This is a genomic window from Brevibacillus sp. SYP-B805, from assembly GCF_011059135.1.
Lineage (GTDB): Bacteria > Bacillota > Bacilli > Brevibacillales > Brevibacillaceae > Brevibacillus_F.
The window spans coordinates 84,057-100,597 of sequence record NZ_JAALGD010000004.1 but is presented as its reverse complement, the minus strand read 5'-3'; the positions used below and the strand labels follow the sequence as shown (position 1 = coordinate 100,597).

Sequence of the window (16,541 nt, the reverse complement as noted above, 5' to 3'; positions counted from 1 at the left end):
GCTGAGACGCCCAGATGTTGAGCCCCCTGCCCGCGTCGCGTTTCGGAGCGGACAAAAGCCCACTTCCTCGCGGGTCGTCAAGAGAGCGAGCAGGAACCATTACCCATGAATTTATCGACAAACAGAGACTGGAACACGTTTCCAGTCTTTTGTACTAGGAGCGGCGGCTCGAATCAACAGCGACAGCATCGTTCCCGATGTTGAATGCCAGGGGAAGTAAGCGGTAATATTATTTCATAGAATATTTAATAAAAAAGAAGTATTATTACTTATCATGAAAAACCGGAAAAGGAAGGGTGCATGCGCATGCTTGCAAGCCAGGCCAAGACCGAACTGAAAGCATTGCTGGGGGAAGCGTACTGTTTGGATAAACCGGAGGCGCTGGTCGCGTATTCCTATGATGCGACCCCGATGCAGCAGGCGCTGCCGGATCTGGTCGCCATGCCGAAGGATACGCAAGAAGTGAGCGAAGTGATGAAAATCGCGTCCCGCTACAAAATTCCCGTCATCACGCGCGGGGCCGGAACCAATCTGTGCGCGGGAACGGTTCCGGTGACGGGAGGGATCGTGCTTGTCCTGAACCGGATGAACCGCATTCTGGAACTGGACGAACAGAACCTGACGCTGACGGTGCAGCCGGGGGTCAGGACAAAGGATATCCACGCGTATGTGGAAGAGAAAGGGCTTTTCTATCCCCCCGACCCGAGCAGCATGACGGTGTCGACCATCGGCGGAAACATCGCCCTCGGTTCGGGAGGGCTGCGCGGCCTGAAATACGGGACGACGAAGGATTACGTACTGGGGCTGGAAGCCGTGCTGCCGAACGGGGAGATCATCCGCACGGGCGGCAAGCTGATGAAAGATGTTGCCGGTTATGATCTGACAAAGCTGCTCGTCGGCTCGGAAGGCACCCTCGCCATCATTACGGAAGCGACGCTCAAGCTGATCCCGAAACCGGCGGTGCAGCGGGTGATGCTGGCCATGTTTGCCGATCTGACAGCGGCGGCCAAAACGGTGTCGGAGATCATCGCCAACCGCATCATCCCCGCCACGCTGGAGTTTATCGACCAGGGGACGATCCGCGTCGTGGAAGCGTTCAAGCTGATCGGGCTGCCGACCGACATGGCGGCGATCCTGGTCATCGGTCAGGACGGCGAACAGGAGGCGGTGGAGCGGGATATGGCCAAAATCGCGGAGATCTGCCGCCAGAACCAGGCCGTGCAAACCCGCCTGGCCCATTCGGATGCGGAAGCGGAGGAAGTGATGACCGCCCGCAGAAGCGCCTTGGCCGCGCTGTCCCGCCTGCGCCCGACGACGATTCTGGAGGACGCGACCGTCCCCCGCGCCCAGGTGGCCCCGATGATCGAAGCGATTCAGCACATTGCGGAAAAATATCGCGTGCAGATCTGCACCTTCGGCCATGCGGGGGATGGCAACCTGCATCCCACCTGCATGACCGACGCCCGGGACCACGCGGAAGTGGAGCGCGTGGAACAGGCGTTTGAAGAGATATTCGCCAAGGCGATCGAGCTTGGCGGCACCATTACCGGCGAGCACGGCGTAGGCATTGTGAAAGCGCCGTATCTGGAATGGAAGCTGGGGCGGGCGGGGATCGAGCTGATGAAAAACATCAAGCGGGCTTTTGACCCCGACAATCTGCTGAATCCGGGAAAGATGTTCGCCAAGGAGACGCGCAAGAGGGTGGTGATCGATCGTGCAGCTGACCGATAAGCTAAAACAAACCCTCGATTACGAAGAGCTGTCCAACTGCATGCGCTGCGGATTTTGCCAGCCGGCATGTCCGACCTTTCGGGAGACCGGCTATGAAGCGGCTTCGCCGCGCGGACGCATCGCCCTGATGAAGGCGGTGGCGGACGGCTTGATGGAGCCGGATCAGGATTTTCTCGATCAGATGAGCCTGTGCCTCGGCTGCCGCGCCTGCGAGCCGGTTTGTCCGGCCGGTGTGCATTACGGCCAGCTGCTCGAACAGACGCGCGAAGCGATCGCAGAGACCGTGCGGCATCCGTGGTGGGTGCGCATGATCCGCTCCATCGTTTTTACCCACCTGCTGCCGCATCAGCACCGGCTGTACCGGGCAGGCAGGCTGCTCCGCTTCTACCAGCGATCCGGGCTGCAGAAGCTGGTGCGCCGCTTCAAGCTGCTGAAGCTGTTGCCCGCCCATCTGCGCGAGATGGAGGCGATCCTGCCGGAAGGAAACGGCACGCCGCTGACGGAAGCGGTGGGCACCTTCGTCCCGGCGGAAGGGGAGCGCAGGGGACGCGTCGGCATGTTTCGCGGCTGCATCATGGACGTGATGTTTCACGATACCAATGTGAATACGGTGAAGCTGCTCGCCAGGGCCGGCTATGACGTCGTGATCCCACCGGAACAGACATGCTGCGGCGCCCTGCACGCCCACAGCGGCGAACGGCCGCAGGCAAGGGAACTGGCGAAACGGAACATCCGCGCTTTCCAGGCGGCAGAAGTCGATTACATCGCCTCCAATGCGGGCGGCTGCGGCGCGCTGCTGCAGGAATATGACATGCTTCTGGAAGACGACCGCGAATGGCGGGAAGCGGCAGGCTGGTTCGCCTCCCGCGTGCGGGATATCAGCGAACTGCTGCTCGATGCGGGCGGCGTGACCCCGCTTGCCCCGATCCAGCGGCGGATCACCTACCAGGGCTCCTGCCACCTGCGCAACGGCATGCACGTCACGACCCAGCCGCAGCGCCTCCTGCAGGCGATTCCAGGAGCGGAATATGTGCCCCTCTTTGAAGCGGACCGCTGCTGCGGTTCCGCCGGAATCTACAACCTGGTGCAGCCGCAGATGGCAGGGCGCCTCCTGCAGGAAAAAATGGAGCATGTGAGCCGGACCAAGGCGGATATCCTGGCAACCTCCAATCCGGGATGCCTCCTGCAGATGAAGGCGGGCATCCATCGGGCCGGGCTGGAAGGCAGGATGACGGCGGTCCATCTTGTGGATCTGCTGGCGGAAGCGTGCAGGGAGAAAGAATAACTGTTTTGTGTAATAAAATTTTATGACAATTAATTGACTTCAGAAATAATGTTTCATAAAATATCCATAAGTGAGGGATGAAAGCGGTGTCATTGATGATGAATGGCGGTCTTGTCAGTCTGCAAGCGATCCTTGACCAATTGAAGCCATCGGAACGGCGGGTGGCCGAGTTTATTCTTGCCAACCCCGAGCAGGTGGTCCATCTGTCGGTGCAGAAGTTGGCCGAGCTGAGCGGCGTCTCGGAAGCCACGGTGATCCGCTTGGCCCGCTCGCTCAACATGAAGGGCTACCAGGAGCTGAAACTGCGCATCGCCGGCGATCTGACGAAGCAGTCGGCGGCGGCCGGCGGCAGTTACCAGGAGATCATGATCCAGGGATCGGTGGAGTCGATTATCCAATCCGTCAGCTGGAACAACATCCAGTCCATTCAGGACACCATCTCCGTCCTGTCGGTGGAGGAGGTGCAGAAGGCGGCGGACGCCCTGTCACGCGCGCGCAAGATCGATGTCTACGGGGTCGGCGCCTCGGCGGTGATCGCGGCTGACATCAAGCAGAAGTTTTCCCGGATCAACCTGTGGTGCGAAGCGTATTCCGACTTCCATGCCCAGCTCACCTCCGCGGTCAGTCTGACGCCGCAGGATGTGGCGATCGGCATTTCCTACTCCGGCCAGACCGAGGACATCATCCAGTCGCTGACGGAAGCCAGAAAGCAGGGGGCCACCGTGATTACCCTGACCAAGTTCGGCCCGTCGCCGGTCGCCGAGCTGGCGGATATCCGCCTGTTTACCAGCACGGTGGAAAAAAGCATCCGCAGCGGCGCCATGGCGTCAAGGATCGCCCAACTGAACGTGATCGACATCCTGTTCATCACGATGATCAGCAAGATGCACGATCGGGTGATCCCTGTTCTGGAAAAAACGCGCATGGCGGTAAGCCGCACGAAACGCTCGGAAAGGTGAATGGGAATGGGACGTGTGGAACAACTGGTGAACGGCTGGACGCAGGCCGGGTTGATCCCCGGGGCTTCCCTGCGGGTCATGCACAAGGGAGAGCTGCGGATCGCGTGTGACGCCGGGATACTTCACCGGGAGCGTCCGCATGCCGTGGACCGCACCACCCTGTTCGATCTGGCTTCATTGACGAAGGTGGTGGCTACCCTGCCTGCCGCGCTGCTGCTCGTGGAAAAAGGGCTGATCAAGCTGGACGATCCGCTTGCCCGGTTTTTCCCCACCTGTCCGGCTGACAAGCGCGCGATCACCATCCGGCAGCTGCTGACCCATACGGCCGGGCTGCCAGCCGGTCTTCAGGTGGAGCGCAGGGATGCCCGGCTGAAGGTGCCCGATGCGATATTCGCGCTGCCGCTGCTTCATCCGCCGGGGACGCAGGTCGTGTACAGCGATCTGGGCATGATTTTGCTGGGGCTGATCGTGGAACAGGCGGCCGGGCAGGCGTTGGACCGGTTCACCGCCGAACAGGTTTTTGCCCCGCTGGGGATGCTGGAGACCTGCTTCAAGCCGGACCGTGGGTGGAGCGGGCGGATTGCCGCGACGGAGTATTGCGCGATCCAGCAGGCGTACATCGTGGGCGACGTGCATGATGAAAAAGCGTTCGTCATGGGCGGCGTCGCGGGCCATGCGGGTCTGTTCGCTCCGGCAGACGACCTCGTCCGTTACGCCCGTTTCTGGCTGTATGGGGAAGGGAAACTTTTCGCGGATGAGTGGCGCCATGCCGCCGCCCGCTGCCATACGGACGGCTTGGGGGGCCACCGCGGCCTGGGCTGGGAGAGCAATCACGGCCCTGTGACGGTCAGCTGCGGTTCACGGTTCAGCGCGGCCAGCTTCGGCCACACCGGCTTTACCGGCACCAGCCTCTGGATCGATCCGGAGCAGGATGTGGCTGTGGTGTTCCTGACCAACGCGGTCCACGCAGGGCGCAACAATTTCATCAGAAAATTGCGACCCATTTTGCACGATGCAGTCATTGCCCAGTTACAGGGTACTGAACCATAAACAAAGGGGGATGTAACCGATGAAAAAACGAAGCCTGACCTTTTTCCTGACGTTGGCCCTTGGTTCTTCGCTCCTGCTGTCGGCCTGTGGCGGGAACGGCTCGGACACGGCCGCGCCCGGAACCGATCAAGGCAAACAGGCGGGAGATTCCAAAGGCGAGGTCGTGCTGCAAATGCACAGCTGGCGCGTCGAGGATGTGGCCGGTTATGAAAAGGTGATCAAAGCCTTTGAGGAAGAGAATCCGGGCATCAAGATCGAGTTCAAGCCGTTCAAGGCGACGGAGTACAACACCATTCTCAATACCGCGCTGCAAAGCGACAGCGGTCCGGACATCATGCAGCTGCGGCCGTACGGGGCAGGCATGGCCCTGGCGGAAGCCGGTTATCTGGAGCCGCTTGACAGCGTGAAGGGACTGGACGTCTTCTCCAAGGAATCGCTGGCGGCCGCAACGGGCAAAGACGGCAAGGTCTACGGTGTGCCGCTCTCGCTCAACACTACGCAGATCTATTACAACAAGAAAATCTTTGACCAGTACGGCTTGAAAGAGCCGAAAAGCTGGGATGAGCTGATCGCCATCGCCAAAACGCTGAAGGAAAAAGGCATCACGCCGTTTGCCTTCGGCTCCAAGGAGGGCTGGCTGCTCTCCCTGAGCCACGGTGTGATCGGGCCGGGCGCCTACAACGGCAGTGCGTTCGTCGACAAAGTGCTGAAAGGCGAAACCAACTTCCTCAGCCCGGAATTTCAGAAGTCGATCGAGCGGATGAAGGAATTGACGCCTTATTTCCCGGACAACTTCACCGGTCTGGAACTGACCGATCTGCGCACCCTGTTCACGGCGGAAAAAGCCGCGATGTTCATCAACGGCTCCTTTGAGCTGGAAGGGCTGCGCAAGGCCAATCCCGACCTACAGCTTGATTTCTTCCCGATGCCGACCGATGACGGCAAGTTCGTGATTACCACCTGGGTGGACGGTTCCTACGGGGTGAACGCGAAGTCCAAGCACAAGGCGGAAGCGCTCAAATTCATGGAGTTCATGACCACGAAAAAATTCGGGGAAACCTTCGCCAACTCCCTGATGCGGATCAGCGCCGTGCCGGATGTGAAGACGGAAGACCCGCTGATCAACAAGATGGCCGACCTGATCAGCACGAGCCCGACCCCGTACCTGATGGTGGTCAACTTCAATGAAGGCAACCCCACGACGAAACAAACGCTTGAAACCGCGCTCCAGGGCATGTATCTGGGCCAGTTGACCCCGGAGCAGGTGGCGCAGGAAGTGCAAAAATCGGCCGAAACCTGGTTTGCGCCATTTAAAAAATAAGTGGAACAGCAGCAAGCAGGGCAGTGTTTACCCGATCAAGAGCCGATACCCCCTCTGAGGCAGGAGGGACAGATCGGCTTCTTCTGTCATCAGGAACATTCGTTCGAAAGCAAAGGTCGGTGAATGTATGGACAAGACGAGGACCCGCACGCTACAGCAAAAGAGCAGCGCCAAATGGCTGATCCATCTGTTTCCCCTGCCGGCCCTGCTCGTCTATGTCATCTTCGTCCTTTACCCGCTCTTTTCCGCGTTCACGTACAGCCTGTACGACTGGAAAGGGATCGCCAAAGGCAGCTTTGTCGGGCTGCAAAACTTCATCATGCTGTTTCAGCAGGAACCTTACAACGAGATGTTCGCCAGAGCGTTTGGGCACAACGTCATCTACTTCGTGGGCGAAATGATTGTGCAAAACGGCATCGCCTTTGCGCTTGCCTACATCATTTACCGGAAAATCAGAGGGGCCGAATTTCTGAAGGCGGCCTACTTTCTTCCGCGCCTGCTCTCCGTGATCATCGTCGGCTTCTTGTGGAAGCTGATTCTGAATCCCAACTTCGGCGCGCTCAATACGCTGTTGGCCAAAGTGGGCCTGCAGGAATGGGCGCGGCCGTGGCTGGGGGACCCGGATACCGCCCTGTATGCCATCATTCTCGTCAACAGCTGGTTCGGCATCGGGTTTGCCGTGCTGATCTTCCTCGCCGGGCTGCAGGCCATCCCGGAGGAACTGATCGAAGCCGCCCGGCTGGAAGGGGCCGGCGGTCTTCGGCTGCTGACCCGGATCATCCTGCCGCTCTGCATGCCCTCGCTTACCATCATGAGCGTGCTCACTTTCATCCAGGCGTTTGAAGCGTTCGAACTGGTGTATGCGATGCAGGGGTCGATGGGTGAACCGTATTATTCCACGGATACGCTGGCGGTCTTTTTCTATCGCCTTACCTTTGGCGGAGCGGGCGGCGGCGACACGGTTGCCATCGGGCTTGGGTCGGCGCTGGCGGTCGTCTTGTTCGCGATCGTCGCGTCCGTTTCTGCGCTTTCGCTCTATGTGATGCGGAAACGGGAAGTGCAGCATTGAGAAAGGGGAGAGAACCATGAAAACAAGCATCGCCGCCCGTTCGCTGCAGGTTCTGTTTGCCTATCTGTTCGCGCTGATCGCCCTCTATCCCATTCTCCTGATGATCGGCTCGTCGTTTAAGACCAACCAGCAGATCTTTGCCAATCCGCTGAGCCTGCCGACGTCGTTTTCCTTCAAAAACTACGCCGAACTGTGGGAAGCGGTGCCGTTTGCCGATTTTCTCTGGAACAGCGTGATCGTCAGCGTCGCTTCGGTGCTGTTGATTTTGCTCTTTTCCGCGATGGCCGCCTTTTACATCGCCCGCTTTTCGTTCAAATGGAACGGGTATCTTTACTTTTTCTTCCTGCTCGGCCTGATGATTCCGGTCAAGCTGGGCATCGTGCCGCTGTTTCTGCTGATGAAAAAGCTGGGGCTGTTGAATTCGCTCTGGTCGCTCATCCTGATCTATACCGGCAGCGGGATTCCCATCTCCGTGTTTATCCTGACCGGATTTTTGCGTACTCTGCCGGTGCAGCTGGAAGAGGCGGCGCGCATGGACGGCTGCAACAACTTCCAGGTGTTCTGGAAGATCCTGCTGCCGCTGGTCCGGCCGGCCCTGGGGACCGTGATGATCATCAATTTCATTCAGGCATGGAACGATTTCTTCTTTCCGCTCATTTTTATCCAGAAGGAAGAGCTGAAGACGATTCCCGTCGGCATGTTAAGTCTGTTTGGCGAATATGAAGCCAATTGGAGCCTCCTTTTCGCCGGCTTGACCCTGTCCGCCCTGCCGATGATCGTAGTCTTTCTGCTGGCGTCGAAACAATTCATGGAAGGATTGACAGCCGGTGCAGTCAAGTAAGCGCGGATGGATCGGCATGGATGGGGGCGGCAGCAAAACGGTTGCCGCGCTGTGCGATGAACAGGGACGTGTGCTCGCCCGGGCGCACGGGGATGCCGCCAATGTGATGTCCGGGCCCTGGCCGGAGGTGGAGCGAACCCTTCGGGAGCTGATCGGCGAGCTGCTGCGGCAGTGCGGGATGGCGGCAGAGCAGGTGGCGGCCGTCTGCCTGGGTCTGGCAGGCGCCGACCGCCCGGAAACGACAAGCCTGCTTCGGGGGGCGTTTGGCCCGCGCTTCGGGGAGAGGCTGCTTATCGACAACGACGCGGCCGTCGCCCTGTACGCCGGCACGTGGGGAGAGCCCGGCGTGGTGCTGATCGCCGGCACCGGCTCTATCGCCTATGGCATGACGAAGGAAGGGGTACGGCACCGCGTTGGCGGCTGGGGCTATCTTCTGGGGGATGAAGGCAGCGGCTTTGATCTGGGCAGATCGGCGCTGGCAGCGGTACTGCGGGCCTACGACGGCAGAGGGGAATCCACGATGCTGACCGAACTGGTATTGGATCAGTTCGGACTGCGTTCCCCTGCGGAATTGATCCAGCTGGTCTATGGGGCGGAGAATCCGCGCAAGCTGCTGGCGGAAGCAAGCCGTGTGCTCCTCATCGCAGCGGAGGCGGGAGATACGCTCTCCCGGCGCTTGGTGGAACAGGCGGCCGCTGAGCTGGCAGCGCTGGCGCTCGCCTGTTTGAAACGGGTGGGAGAACGGCAGCCTGTCGTGCTTGCAGGGGGACTGCTTACCGCCGATACGCTGTTGCGGCAGCGCGTCATCGAGCGGTTGGGCGCTCACGCCGATACCAGAATACCGGCCCATCCCCCCGTGGTGGGGGCATTGGTGATGGCGCTGCGCCATACGGGCATCGCGATTGACCGACAGATTCGGGACAACTTGCAGAAAAATTGGATGGGCAGCGGGAGAGGATGAAGAAGATGTTGGAGAATCTGCACGAACTGACGACGGAGATGCGCAACCCCCGGACGGAAGATCTCGATCGTCTGCCGACGTTGGAGATCCTGCGGGTGATGAACGAGGAAGATAAAAAGGTGGCCTATGCGGTGGAGCGGGTTCTGCCCGAGATCGCCCGGGCGGTGGAGATGATCGCAGAAGCGCTGAAACATGGCGGCAGGCTCTTTTATTTCGGGGCGGGAACCAGCGGCAGGCTGGGGATCCTCGATGCCGCAGAATGCCCCCCCACCTTCGGCACCGATCCGAAGCTGGTGCAGGGCGTCATCGCCGGCGGCATGTCGGCCATGATGGTGGCGGTGGAAGGGGCGGAGGACATGCCGGAACTGGGGGCGGAGGACGTGGAGAAATACGGCGTGACGGCGGACGACGTGGTCGTCGGCATCGCGGCGAGCGGCCGCACGCCCTATGTGATCGGCGTGCTGGAAGCGGCGAAGGCCAGACGGGCGAAAACCATCTCCCTCTCCTGCAATCCCGTCGCCACGATCAACCAGGGCGTGGACGTGGCGATCAACGTGGTCGTCGGTCCCGAAGTGGTCACCGGTTCCACCCGGCTGAAAGCCGGAACGGCCACCAAGCTGGTGTTAAATATGCTGACGACCGGAAGTATGATAAAATTGGGAAAGGTATACGGCAACCTGATGGTCAACGTGCAGGCGACCAATCAAAAGCTGCGGGAACGGGTGAAAACGATCATTCGGGCAGCGACCGGTGTCGGTTATGCGGAAGCAGAACGTCTGGCGCAGGAGGCCGGCGGCGATGCCAGACTGGCCATCGTCATGCAGAAAACCGGCCTGGGAGCGCAGGAGGCCGCACGGTTGCTGGCTGCTGCAGGAGGAAACGTACGACATGCCATCGAAGGAAACGCAAAAGATTAGCAATGTGACGATTTTGACGGAGGACGGCTTTGTTCCGGAAGCCGTCCTGCTCATTGAAGACGGCAGGATCGCCTATCTCGGGGAGGATCAGGGGCAGGCGTGCGCGCAGGTGTTTGACGGCCGGGGAGCGATGCTGGTTCCCGGCTTTCTCGATCTGCATGTGCACGGCGGGGCCGGTTGGGATTTCATGGACAAATCGGTCGAGGCCGTGCAGGCGATCTGCCGCTTCCATGCCGCGCATGGCACCACGGGTCTGTTGGCGACGACCATGACCGCCCCGATGGAGGAGACGGTGGAGGTGATCCGCTTCTACAATCACCTGCCTGACACGGGCGGCGCCGCCGTCCTGGGGCTGCATCTGGAAGGGCCGTTCATCAACAAGGCATTCAAAGGAGCCCAAAAAGAAGAGTGGATCGAGCCGGCCCATATCGAGAACGTGCAGCGGATTCTCGAGACAGCCAAGCCGGGATGGATCAAGCAGATCACGCTGGCACCGGAGCTGGTGGAAGACGACCGGGTATTTGACCTGCTGCGGGAGCGGGGGGTCATCATCGCGGCAGGACATACCGCGCTTGATTATCAAGGCGGTCTCTGCTGCCTGCAAAAAGGGGTAAGCCACGCGACGCATCTCGGCAACGCCATGAAAGGGTTCCATCATCGCGATCCCGGGATCATCGGGCTGGTGATGGAGCGGCCGGAGCTTACCTTTGACCTGATCGCGGACGGCATTCATGTCGCGCCCGCCTTTATCCGCCTGCTGACGCGCATTTGCAGCCCGGAACAGATCATGCTGATTACCGATGCGATGCGCGCCGCCGGTCTGCAGGACGGCGTCTACGAACTGGGCGGACAGGAAGTGACGGTAAAAGGGAACGAAGCCAGACTGGCGGGCGGCGTGTTGGCGGGCAGCCTCCTGACACTGGATGCGGCCTTGGCCAATCTGATGCGCTTTGCCGGCATGCCGCTTGAGCAGGCCATCCGCCATGTCACCCTCAATCAGGCGGAGAAGCTGGGGATCGCCGACCGTAAAGGCAGCATCGCTCCCGGCAAGGATGCCGATCTGGTCCTGCTGTCCGATGACCTGCGGGTGCTCGCCACATGGGTGGAAGGCAGGCTGGTGTATCAAGCCCGGTAAGGGAGGACAAGCAAAAGCCACCGCATTGCAGCGGTGGTTTTCTTAGCGGATCAGAAAGAGGGAATTTAAGTTCATTAAAGTGATAAAGTGACGAAGAAAGTTTGGGGGCCCCCGCCGACACCAGTGTTAGCTTAAGTCGGCGGGGTTATTTTACACATGCTCCGCTGGCTTCGCCTTCTTCAACCGCTGCTCGATCAGCCCGGTCGTCAGCAATACGCCGGTACAGACCAGCAGCCCGCCGATCAGCTGGGCCGCGCTCACCCCGTCGCCCAGCGCGAAACCGAGCAGCGCCGTAAAGACGGGAATCAAATGCAGCGTAACCCCCGCCTGGTTGGCTCCCGTCACCCGGACGGCCATGTTCCACAGCAGATAGGAACCCACTGACGGAAAGACGGCCATATACAGGATACCGATGAGAGAGAGCGAACTAATCTGCCCGACGGACAGCGGGTTGAGCGCCGCGAACGGCAGCAGCAGCAGGACCGCCCAGAGCGCCGAGACGGCCGTTGTCGTGATCGGCGGGATATGGGCCAATCTTTTGCCGAGTACGGAATAGAGCGTCCAAACCGTGATCGCAAGTAGCATCAGCAGATCGCCCCGATTCAGCTGGAAGCGGGCAAACAGGGTAACGTCGCCGCGGGTAATGGTAATCAGTACGCCGACGAGGGACAGGGCAAGGCCTGCGTACTGCCCGCCTGTCATCCGCTCCCGCAGGAGATAGGCGGAAAAAAGAACAATCAAGGCGGGATTCAGGGAATTGACCAGTGCCGCATTCAGCGGGGAGGTAAAGGCGAGGGCCTCGTAGAGAAGGAGATTATAGCCGACCACCCCCAGCAGTCCCATCCCCAGCAGCGGCAGCCAAGCGCGGCGGACCGCCTGCCAGTCCGGCTTCTCCAGCAGCATGGCCATGGGCAATAGTGCGCACAGCGCCAGCACCCAGCGTGAGAATGTGATCCAGACAGGGGAAATTTCCGCTGTGACGTATTTGCCAAAAACATAGTTGCCTGCCCAGAACAGATTGGTCAGGACCAGCAGCACCCACGCCAGATGTTTTTGGTTCATGATTTCTCCTCCGATCCACGGTTCGGATTGTCTTTACTCTTCCATCTTATGTCTTTTTCCCGCAGATTCGTCAAGAGGAAAGGAGCGCCCGGGATGCAACAATCGCATGCTGACATGCGGACGTACCAGTTTTCAAATTTTGGAATTATCCGATTGAAAAGTATAAAAATGGATGTATAATGATAACTATATGAGAGTCTTTCGTTGATCATACGATGAACATACATATATCGAAAGGGCAAACTCTTCGAAAGAGGAGGACGCAAAGCCACGGATCTAAGGTTGACGAAACTAAGATGGCCGGGTTACCGAAGGGGGATTTCTGTCAATAGACCAATGGCTGTTTCCAGGAAGAGTTGGAAGAGCCATTTTTCTTTTGAGCGATTTTGGGGAAAAGGCAGGGGAAAGATGGCAATGTTAAACGACATGATTGTCGCGCGAAATGAACTGCCGAAACACAGAATCTATAAACAAAAGGAAGGGAAGGAGCAGTTGTACCAGGCTCTTTTCGAAAACAATCCGGATGCCGTCTACGCCGTTGACTTGGAGGGCAATTTTATCAACGGCAATCCGGTCTGTGAACGGCTTACCGGCTATACATTGGAAGAAATGCGGGGAAAATCATTTGTTCCCCTGATTGTGCCGGAACAGTTGAAGAAAGTGTACCAATCTTTTAAACGGGCAGCTGCCGGCGAGCGGCTGGAATACGAGACGGTGATCTTGCAGAAATCCGGCCAGCGCATCGATGTGTACGTGAAAAATTTTCCGATTATTCTGGATGATAAAATTGTGGGCGTTTATGGCATTGCCCGGGACATCACCCCTTTCAATCGCAAAAAGATCGAGCTGCGGGAAAGCGAGGAGCGCTACCGCCTGATCACCGAAAACTCGCTGGATCTGATCTGTCGGCTTTCCCTCGACGGCATTTTCCTGTACGTCTCTCCCGCCTGTCGGACGCTTCTGGGCTATAAACCGGAAGACCTGATTGGAAAGCAGGCGGCCGATTACGTTCATCCGGATGATGTGGACGAGCTGACCAGGCTGTATCGCTCCTCGTTTCCGTTCAAGGAGGCGAATACCGTCACCAGCCGGCTGCGCGCCAGGGATGGCCAGTACGTCTGGTTTGAAACCACGGGGAAAGCCATTCTCCACCCTCGGACCGGCGAGCTGGAGGAGTTTATTACCGTCTCGCGCGACATCACGGAACGGATGAAAACTAGGGAACTGCTGCAGCATTCGGAAAAGCTGACGCTCGTGGGCCAGCTTGCCGCCGGGATCGCGCATGAAATCCGCAATCCGCTGACGGCCCTGAAAGGCTTTCTCCAGCTCATGCAGAAGAACGGCCAGGAGAAAAAAGAGTATTTTACCATCATGTCATCGGAATTGGCCCGGATCGAACTGATCGTGAGCGAACTGCTGGTGCTGGCCAAGCCCCAGTCAACCCATTTTCAGGAGCGGGATTTGCAGACCCTGATCAAGCATGTCGTCACGCTGATCGATACCGAAGCCATTATCAAGAACGTGCTGATCACCGTGGAGTTTGAATCCGACATCCCGCCGATCCGCTGTGACGAAAACCAGTTGAAGCAGGCGTTTATCAATTTCCTGAAAAACGGGATCGAGGCGATGCAGAACGGAGGAAATATTTTCATCAAGGTAAGCCGGGACGAGGCGCACGTGATCATCCGCTTTATCGATCAAGGCTGCGGCATCCCGGAGGAAGGGATCAAGAGGCTGGGCGAGCCGTTCTACACCACGAAAGAGACGGGAACAGGCCTGGGGTTGATGGTCAGCTACAAGATCATTGAAAACCACAACGGCCGGATTCGGATGACGAGCAAGCTGAATGAAGGAACCACGGTGGAAGTCATCCTGCCGATCGACCGCGGGTAACCGGCTGTGACGAAAGCCCCCCGTTTCCGTTATAATAGAAGCAGTTGAAACGGTAAGGAGTGTTTTCATGTCATCGCCAGCTGCCGGAAAAAATACGGTGTTGACGGCCGGCTTTGCCCAAATGCCCAAGGGAACCCCGCTCCATGAAGCGTATGCGCTGGTGGGCTGCGTCCTGATTATCGACGTGGAGCAGGAGAGGATCGTCGACGCCGGTTTTACCTTTTTGATGGACACAACGAGCAGTTTCCTTGCCGATCTCGTGCGGGGCATGAGTGTCGCGAACGGGGCCGGAGAGATTCAGAAAGCGATTCAGGAACGTTTCCTGGCCCCGGGGCAAGGGGCGGTTCTGCAGGCGGTTCGCGCCGCTGTCGACCGCTATCTGGAGCATAAGAAAACCCCGCCGACTTAAGCTGTGCTTAACCCCAAAAAGTGACGTTGACCTTCGAAGCTTAATCCGAGTACTTTTTGGGGACCCCTGAACTTGCTGGTGTCGGCGGGGGCCCCAACCTTTCTCACTTCGCTTTAGTGATGTAAAGAGTTTAAACTCCCTCTGTGTTGATACAGTGATGCGGATGTGGAGGACCGGCTGATGAGGCCGGCCATTTTTTTTCGCGCCCGCCCGCAGAGAGGGGAAGGGGCAGCCTGCAGGTGCCATCCACATTAGAATGATTGTAAAATGATATTGACTTTTTGGGGTGGACTGATAAAATAATAGTTGTTACTAAATGATAATAATTACTATATAAAACAGATGAAAAGGAGATGGAGAGGCATGGCACAAGCAATCATTTATACCAGTACCACCTGCCAATTTTGCAAGCAGGTAAAGAATTACATGGATCAACATCACATTTCCTACGAGGAGCGCAACATCGACGAAAATCCGGCGTATGGCGAAGAGTTGGCCCGCCTCGGCATCATGTCTGTCCCGCTCACGCTGATCGGCGACAAGCAGATTCTCGGGTTTAACCCGAACCGCATCAACAAGGCGCTGGCCGCTTTGGAAGAACAGCAAGAGCAAATCGGATAAACCGCCGGGGGGAACAAAGTGCGGCAGGCCTTCCTTCTCTGATCCGAAACAGGTATAGTAGCTTCAAGAAGGAAACAGGAGGAACCCCCATGGTGAGAGATGTTGCCAACCGCTACAGAGGGCTGCCGCCGCGTACCCCGGAGATGCTGTTTCAGATCATCCGCAAGTTTTACCGGGGGGCGGTCAGCCACTACGCATTGATTCAGGAGAGGAAGGCGGATGCGCTGAAGGCTTGGCAGCAGTACCGGCAGACGGGTGATGCTTCTCTGCTGGCCGATGCGCTTTATACGCTTTTTAGTGAATTTCACTTCTATGTTACCTGCTGGCTGCAGATTGATCTGGCGCTGTATCGCCTGGCACGGCTGGAAGAGACGCGCCGTTTCGCCGACGTCCGGGAACGGTTTCATCCGGCGATTGAGCGGCACCTGACCGTCCGGGAGAAGATCGACCATATCGCCGCAGCCCTGGAGGCCCAGTATGAGCGCTTCGGTACGGAAATGGCCTGTGTGCCGCGCGATGAGTACTGGTTCGGCGATGTGGCCTTCAGTGTGAATGAAGAGAGCCTGCGGAACCTGCACCACCTGTATGAAACGATTCAGCAGGAAAGAGAACGTCTGCTATAACTAGAACCGCCCCGTACAAACGGAGCGGTTTTTTGCTGGCTATGTTTTAGAAGCTTCTGTACGGCGTTCCATAACCCGTATTCAGGGCGCGAACCTCCTGGACATTGGTTCCGGCGAAACCGGGATGGAAGATGGCATTGACGGATCCGGGAATGCCTGCTGCCTGTCCGGCATACGGGGCTCCCTGACTGACGAAGGAAGCGGCGGGCGGGCTCGGTACCGTGGCGGGTGCCGGATAACCCGGCTGAAGGCCGCGCACTTCCTGCGGATTGGTGCCGGCAAAACCCGGGGAGAAAATCTGGCTCACGCCTGCACCTCCCACGCCTGCATATGGGGCGTATGTACCCAAGTTGCGTGCGCGGACTTCCTGCACATCGGTACCGACGAAGCCGGGGGAGTAGATGGAACTGATCGGTCCGCCGATGCCGACGTGCGGTTGATAGCCCACAGGGGATGGGGCCGAAGCAATGGGCGCATGGCTTACGCCCAGTCCCCCGGACAGCGCTGGCGTAGCGTACCCGGCATTCAGCGCGCGGACTTCCTGCACGTCAGTGCCCGCGAATCCCGGTTGAAAGATGGCGCTCACCGGTCCGGATGCCGGAGCGTTGAAAGACTGATACGGTTGATAAGGTTGATAGGCTTGTGTTTGCCATTGATGGGTCAT

Annotated in this window: 16 protein-coding genes and 1 riboswitch; of the genes, 14 read left to right on the top strand and 2 right to left on the bottom strand. The window is 58.5% G+C overall.

The features are described 5' to 3' along the window. Nucleotides 1-306 precede the first annotated feature (306 nt). The 10 genes from G3578_RS06830 to nagA all read left to right on the top strand — a co-directional run bounded on the left by G3578_RS06830 (nucleotide 307) and on the right by nagA (nucleotide 11,269). A complete protein-coding gene (locus tag G3578_RS06830; RefSeq protein WP_165211009.1) occupies nucleotides 307-1,731 on the top strand; it encodes an FAD-linked oxidase C-terminal domain-containing protein in 1,425 nt (474 codons plus the stop codon). Beyond that, a complete protein-coding gene (locus tag G3578_RS06825; RefSeq protein ID WP_346773973.1) occupies nucleotides 1,715-3,016 on the top strand; it encodes a (Fe-S)-binding protein in 1,302 nt (433 codons plus the stop codon). Before G3578_RS06830 ends, G3578_RS06825 begins: the two co-directional genes overlap by 17 nt. 95 nt (nucleotides 3,017-3,111) lie before the next feature. Further along, nucleotides 3,112-3,975 (top strand): MurR/RpiR family transcriptional regulator, encoded by an 864-nt coding sequence (locus G3578_RS06820; RefSeq protein ID WP_165211003.1) that lies wholly within the window; start codon nucleotides 3,112-3,114, stop codon nucleotides 3,973-3,975. A gap of 6 nt (nucleotides 3,976-3,981) precedes the next feature. Then, nucleotides 3,982-5,025: a serine hydrolase domain-containing protein gene (locus G3578_RS06815; protein WP_165210496.1), complete on the top strand. Its 1,044-nt coding sequence runs from the start codon at nucleotides 3,982-3,984 to the stop codon at nucleotides 5,023-5,025. A gap of 19 nt (nucleotides 5,026-5,044) precedes the next feature. Continuing rightward, a complete protein-coding gene (locus G3578_RS06810) occupies nucleotides 5,045-6,346 on the top strand; it encodes an ABC transporter substrate-binding protein (RefSeq protein ID WP_165210493.1) in 1,302 nt (433 codons plus the stop codon). A gap of 127 nt (nucleotides 6,347-6,473) precedes the next feature. After that, nucleotides 6,474-7,415 carry a carbohydrate ABC transporter permease gene (locus G3578_RS06805; protein WP_165210490.1) on the top strand — a complete coding sequence of 314 codons (942 nt, stop codon included), beginning with the start codon at nucleotides 6,474-6,476 and terminating at the stop codon, nucleotides 7,413-7,415. 16 nt (nucleotides 7,416-7,431) lie between these two features. Beyond that, entirely contained in the window at nucleotides 7,432-8,256 is an 825-nt protein-coding gene (locus tag G3578_RS06800; RefSeq protein ID WP_165210487.1) for a carbohydrate ABC transporter permease, read from the top strand. Further along, a complete protein-coding gene (locus tag G3578_RS06795; RefSeq protein WP_346773972.1) occupies nucleotides 8,243-9,217 on the top strand; it encodes an N-acetylglucosamine kinase in 975 nt (324 codons plus the stop codon). Before G3578_RS06800 ends, G3578_RS06795 begins: the two co-directional genes overlap by 14 nt. 5 nt (nucleotides 9,218-9,222) lie before the next feature. Continuing rightward, nucleotides 9,223-10,134 carry an N-acetylmuramic acid 6-phosphate etherase gene (gene murQ / locus G3578_RS06790; RefSeq protein WP_165210997.1) on the top strand — a complete coding sequence of 304 codons (912 nt, stop codon included), beginning with the start codon at nucleotides 9,223-9,225 and terminating at the stop codon, nucleotides 10,132-10,134. Continuing rightward, nucleotides 10,106-11,269 (top strand): N-acetylglucosamine-6-phosphate deacetylase, encoded by a 1,164-nt coding sequence (nagA, locus tag G3578_RS06785; RefSeq protein WP_165210484.1) that lies wholly within the window; start codon nucleotides 10,106-10,108, stop codon nucleotides 11,267-11,269. The genes murQ and nagA overlap by 29 nt, the downstream gene beginning before the upstream one ends. A gap of 150 nt (nucleotides 11,270-11,419) precedes the next feature. Here the strand turns inward: nagA and G3578_RS06780 are convergent, their stop codons facing one another. Further along, a complete protein-coding gene (locus tag G3578_RS06780) occupies nucleotides 11,420-12,331 on the bottom strand; it encodes a DMT family transporter (RefSeq protein WP_165210481.1) in 912 nt (303 codons plus the stop codon). A gap of 227 nt (nucleotides 12,332-12,558) precedes the next feature. Further along, nucleotides 12,559-12,644, top strand: a riboswitch (cyclic di-GMP riboswitch). A 95-nt stretch (nucleotides 12,645-12,739) separates the two neighbouring features. On the opposite strand from G3578_RS06780, the gene G3578_RS06775 reads away from it, so the two are divergent. The 4 genes from G3578_RS06775 (at nucleotide 12,740) to G3578_RS06760 (ending at nucleotide 15,877) form a co-directional block, all read left to right on the top strand. After that, nucleotides 12,740-14,224: a PAS domain-containing sensor histidine kinase gene (locus G3578_RS06775; protein ID WP_165210478.1), complete on the top strand. Its 1,485-nt coding sequence runs from the start codon at nucleotides 12,740-12,742 to the stop codon at nucleotides 14,222-14,224. 67 nt (nucleotides 14,225-14,291) lie between these two features. After that, nucleotides 14,292-14,633, top strand: a complete 342-nt coding sequence (locus G3578_RS06770; protein WP_165210475.1) for a DUF3870 domain-containing protein — start codon at nucleotides 14,292-14,294, stop codon at nucleotides 14,631-14,633. A 363-nt stretch (nucleotides 14,634-14,996) separates the two neighbouring features. Beyond that, nucleotides 14,997-15,254, top strand: coding sequence for a glutaredoxin family protein (locus tag G3578_RS06765; protein ID WP_165210472.1), 258 nt, complete (start codon nucleotides 14,997-14,999; stop codon nucleotides 15,252-15,254). A gap of 89 nt (nucleotides 15,255-15,343) precedes the next feature. Continuing rightward, the gene (locus G3578_RS06760; protein ID WP_206529542.1) at nucleotides 15,344-15,877 is read left to right on the top strand and encodes a hypothetical protein; all 534 of its coding nucleotides are present in this window, start codon (nucleotides 15,344-15,346) and stop codon (nucleotides 15,875-15,877) included. A 46-nt stretch (nucleotides 15,878-15,923) separates the two neighbouring features. On the opposite strand, the gene G3578_RS06755 is transcribed toward G3578_RS06760, so the two are convergent. After that, a complete protein-coding gene (locus G3578_RS06755; RefSeq protein ID WP_165210469.1) occupies nucleotides 15,924-16,541 on the bottom strand; it encodes a hypothetical protein in 618 nt (205 codons plus the stop codon).

Excerpts from the sequence above, each read along its gene's own strand:
- G3578_RS06830 (WP_165211009.1), top strand. The coding sequence starts at position 307 with ATGCTTGCAAGCCAGGCCAAGACCGAACTGAAAGCATTGCTGGGGGAA.
- G3578_RS06820 (WP_165211003.1), top strand. The coding sequence starts at position 3,112 with ATGATGAATGGCGGTCTTGTCAGTCTGCAAGCGATCCTTGACCAATTG.
- G3578_RS06815 (WP_165210496.1), top strand. The coding sequence starts at position 3,982 with ATGGGACGTGTGGAACAACTGGTGAACGGCTGGACGCAGGCCGGGTTG.
- G3578_RS06810 (WP_165210493.1), top strand. The coding sequence starts at position 5,045 with ATGAAAAAACGAAGCCTGACCTTTTTCCTGACGTTGGCCCTTGGTTCT.
- G3578_RS06805 (WP_165210490.1), top strand. The coding sequence starts at position 6,474 with ATGGACAAGACGAGGACCCGCACGCTACAGCAAAAGAGCAGCGCCAAA.
- G3578_RS06800 (WP_165210487.1), top strand. The coding sequence starts at position 7,432 with ATGAAAACAAGCATCGCCGCCCGTTCGCTGCAGGTTCTGTTTGCCTAT.
- murQ (WP_165210997.1), top strand. The coding sequence starts at position 9,223 with ATGTTGGAGAATCTGCACGAACTGACGACGGAGATGCGCAACCCCCGG.
- nagA (WP_165210484.1), top strand. The coding sequence starts at position 10,106 with ATGCCATCGAAGGAAACGCAAAAGATTAGCAATGTGACGATTTTGACG.
- G3578_RS06780 (WP_165210481.1), bottom strand. The coding sequence starts at position 12,331 with ATGAACCAAAAACATCTGGCGTGGGTGCTGCTGGTCCTGACCAATCTG.
- G3578_RS06775 (WP_165210478.1), top strand. The coding sequence starts at position 12,740 with ATGGCAATGTTAAACGACATGATTGTCGCGCGAAATGAACTGCCGAAA.
- G3578_RS06770 (WP_165210475.1), top strand. The coding sequence starts at position 14,292 with ATGTCATCGCCAGCTGCCGGAAAAAATACGGTGTTGACGGCCGGCTTT.
- G3578_RS06765 (WP_165210472.1), top strand. The coding sequence starts at position 14,997 with ATGGCACAAGCAATCATTTATACCAGTACCACCTGCCAATTTTGCAAG.
- G3578_RS06760 (WP_206529542.1), top strand. The coding sequence starts at position 15,344 with ATGGTGAGAGATGTTGCCAACCGCTACAGAGGGCTGCCGCCGCGTACC.
- G3578_RS06755 (WP_165210469.1), bottom strand. The coding sequence starts at position 16,541 with ATGACCCATCAATGGCAAACACAAGCCTATCAACCTTATCAACCGTAT.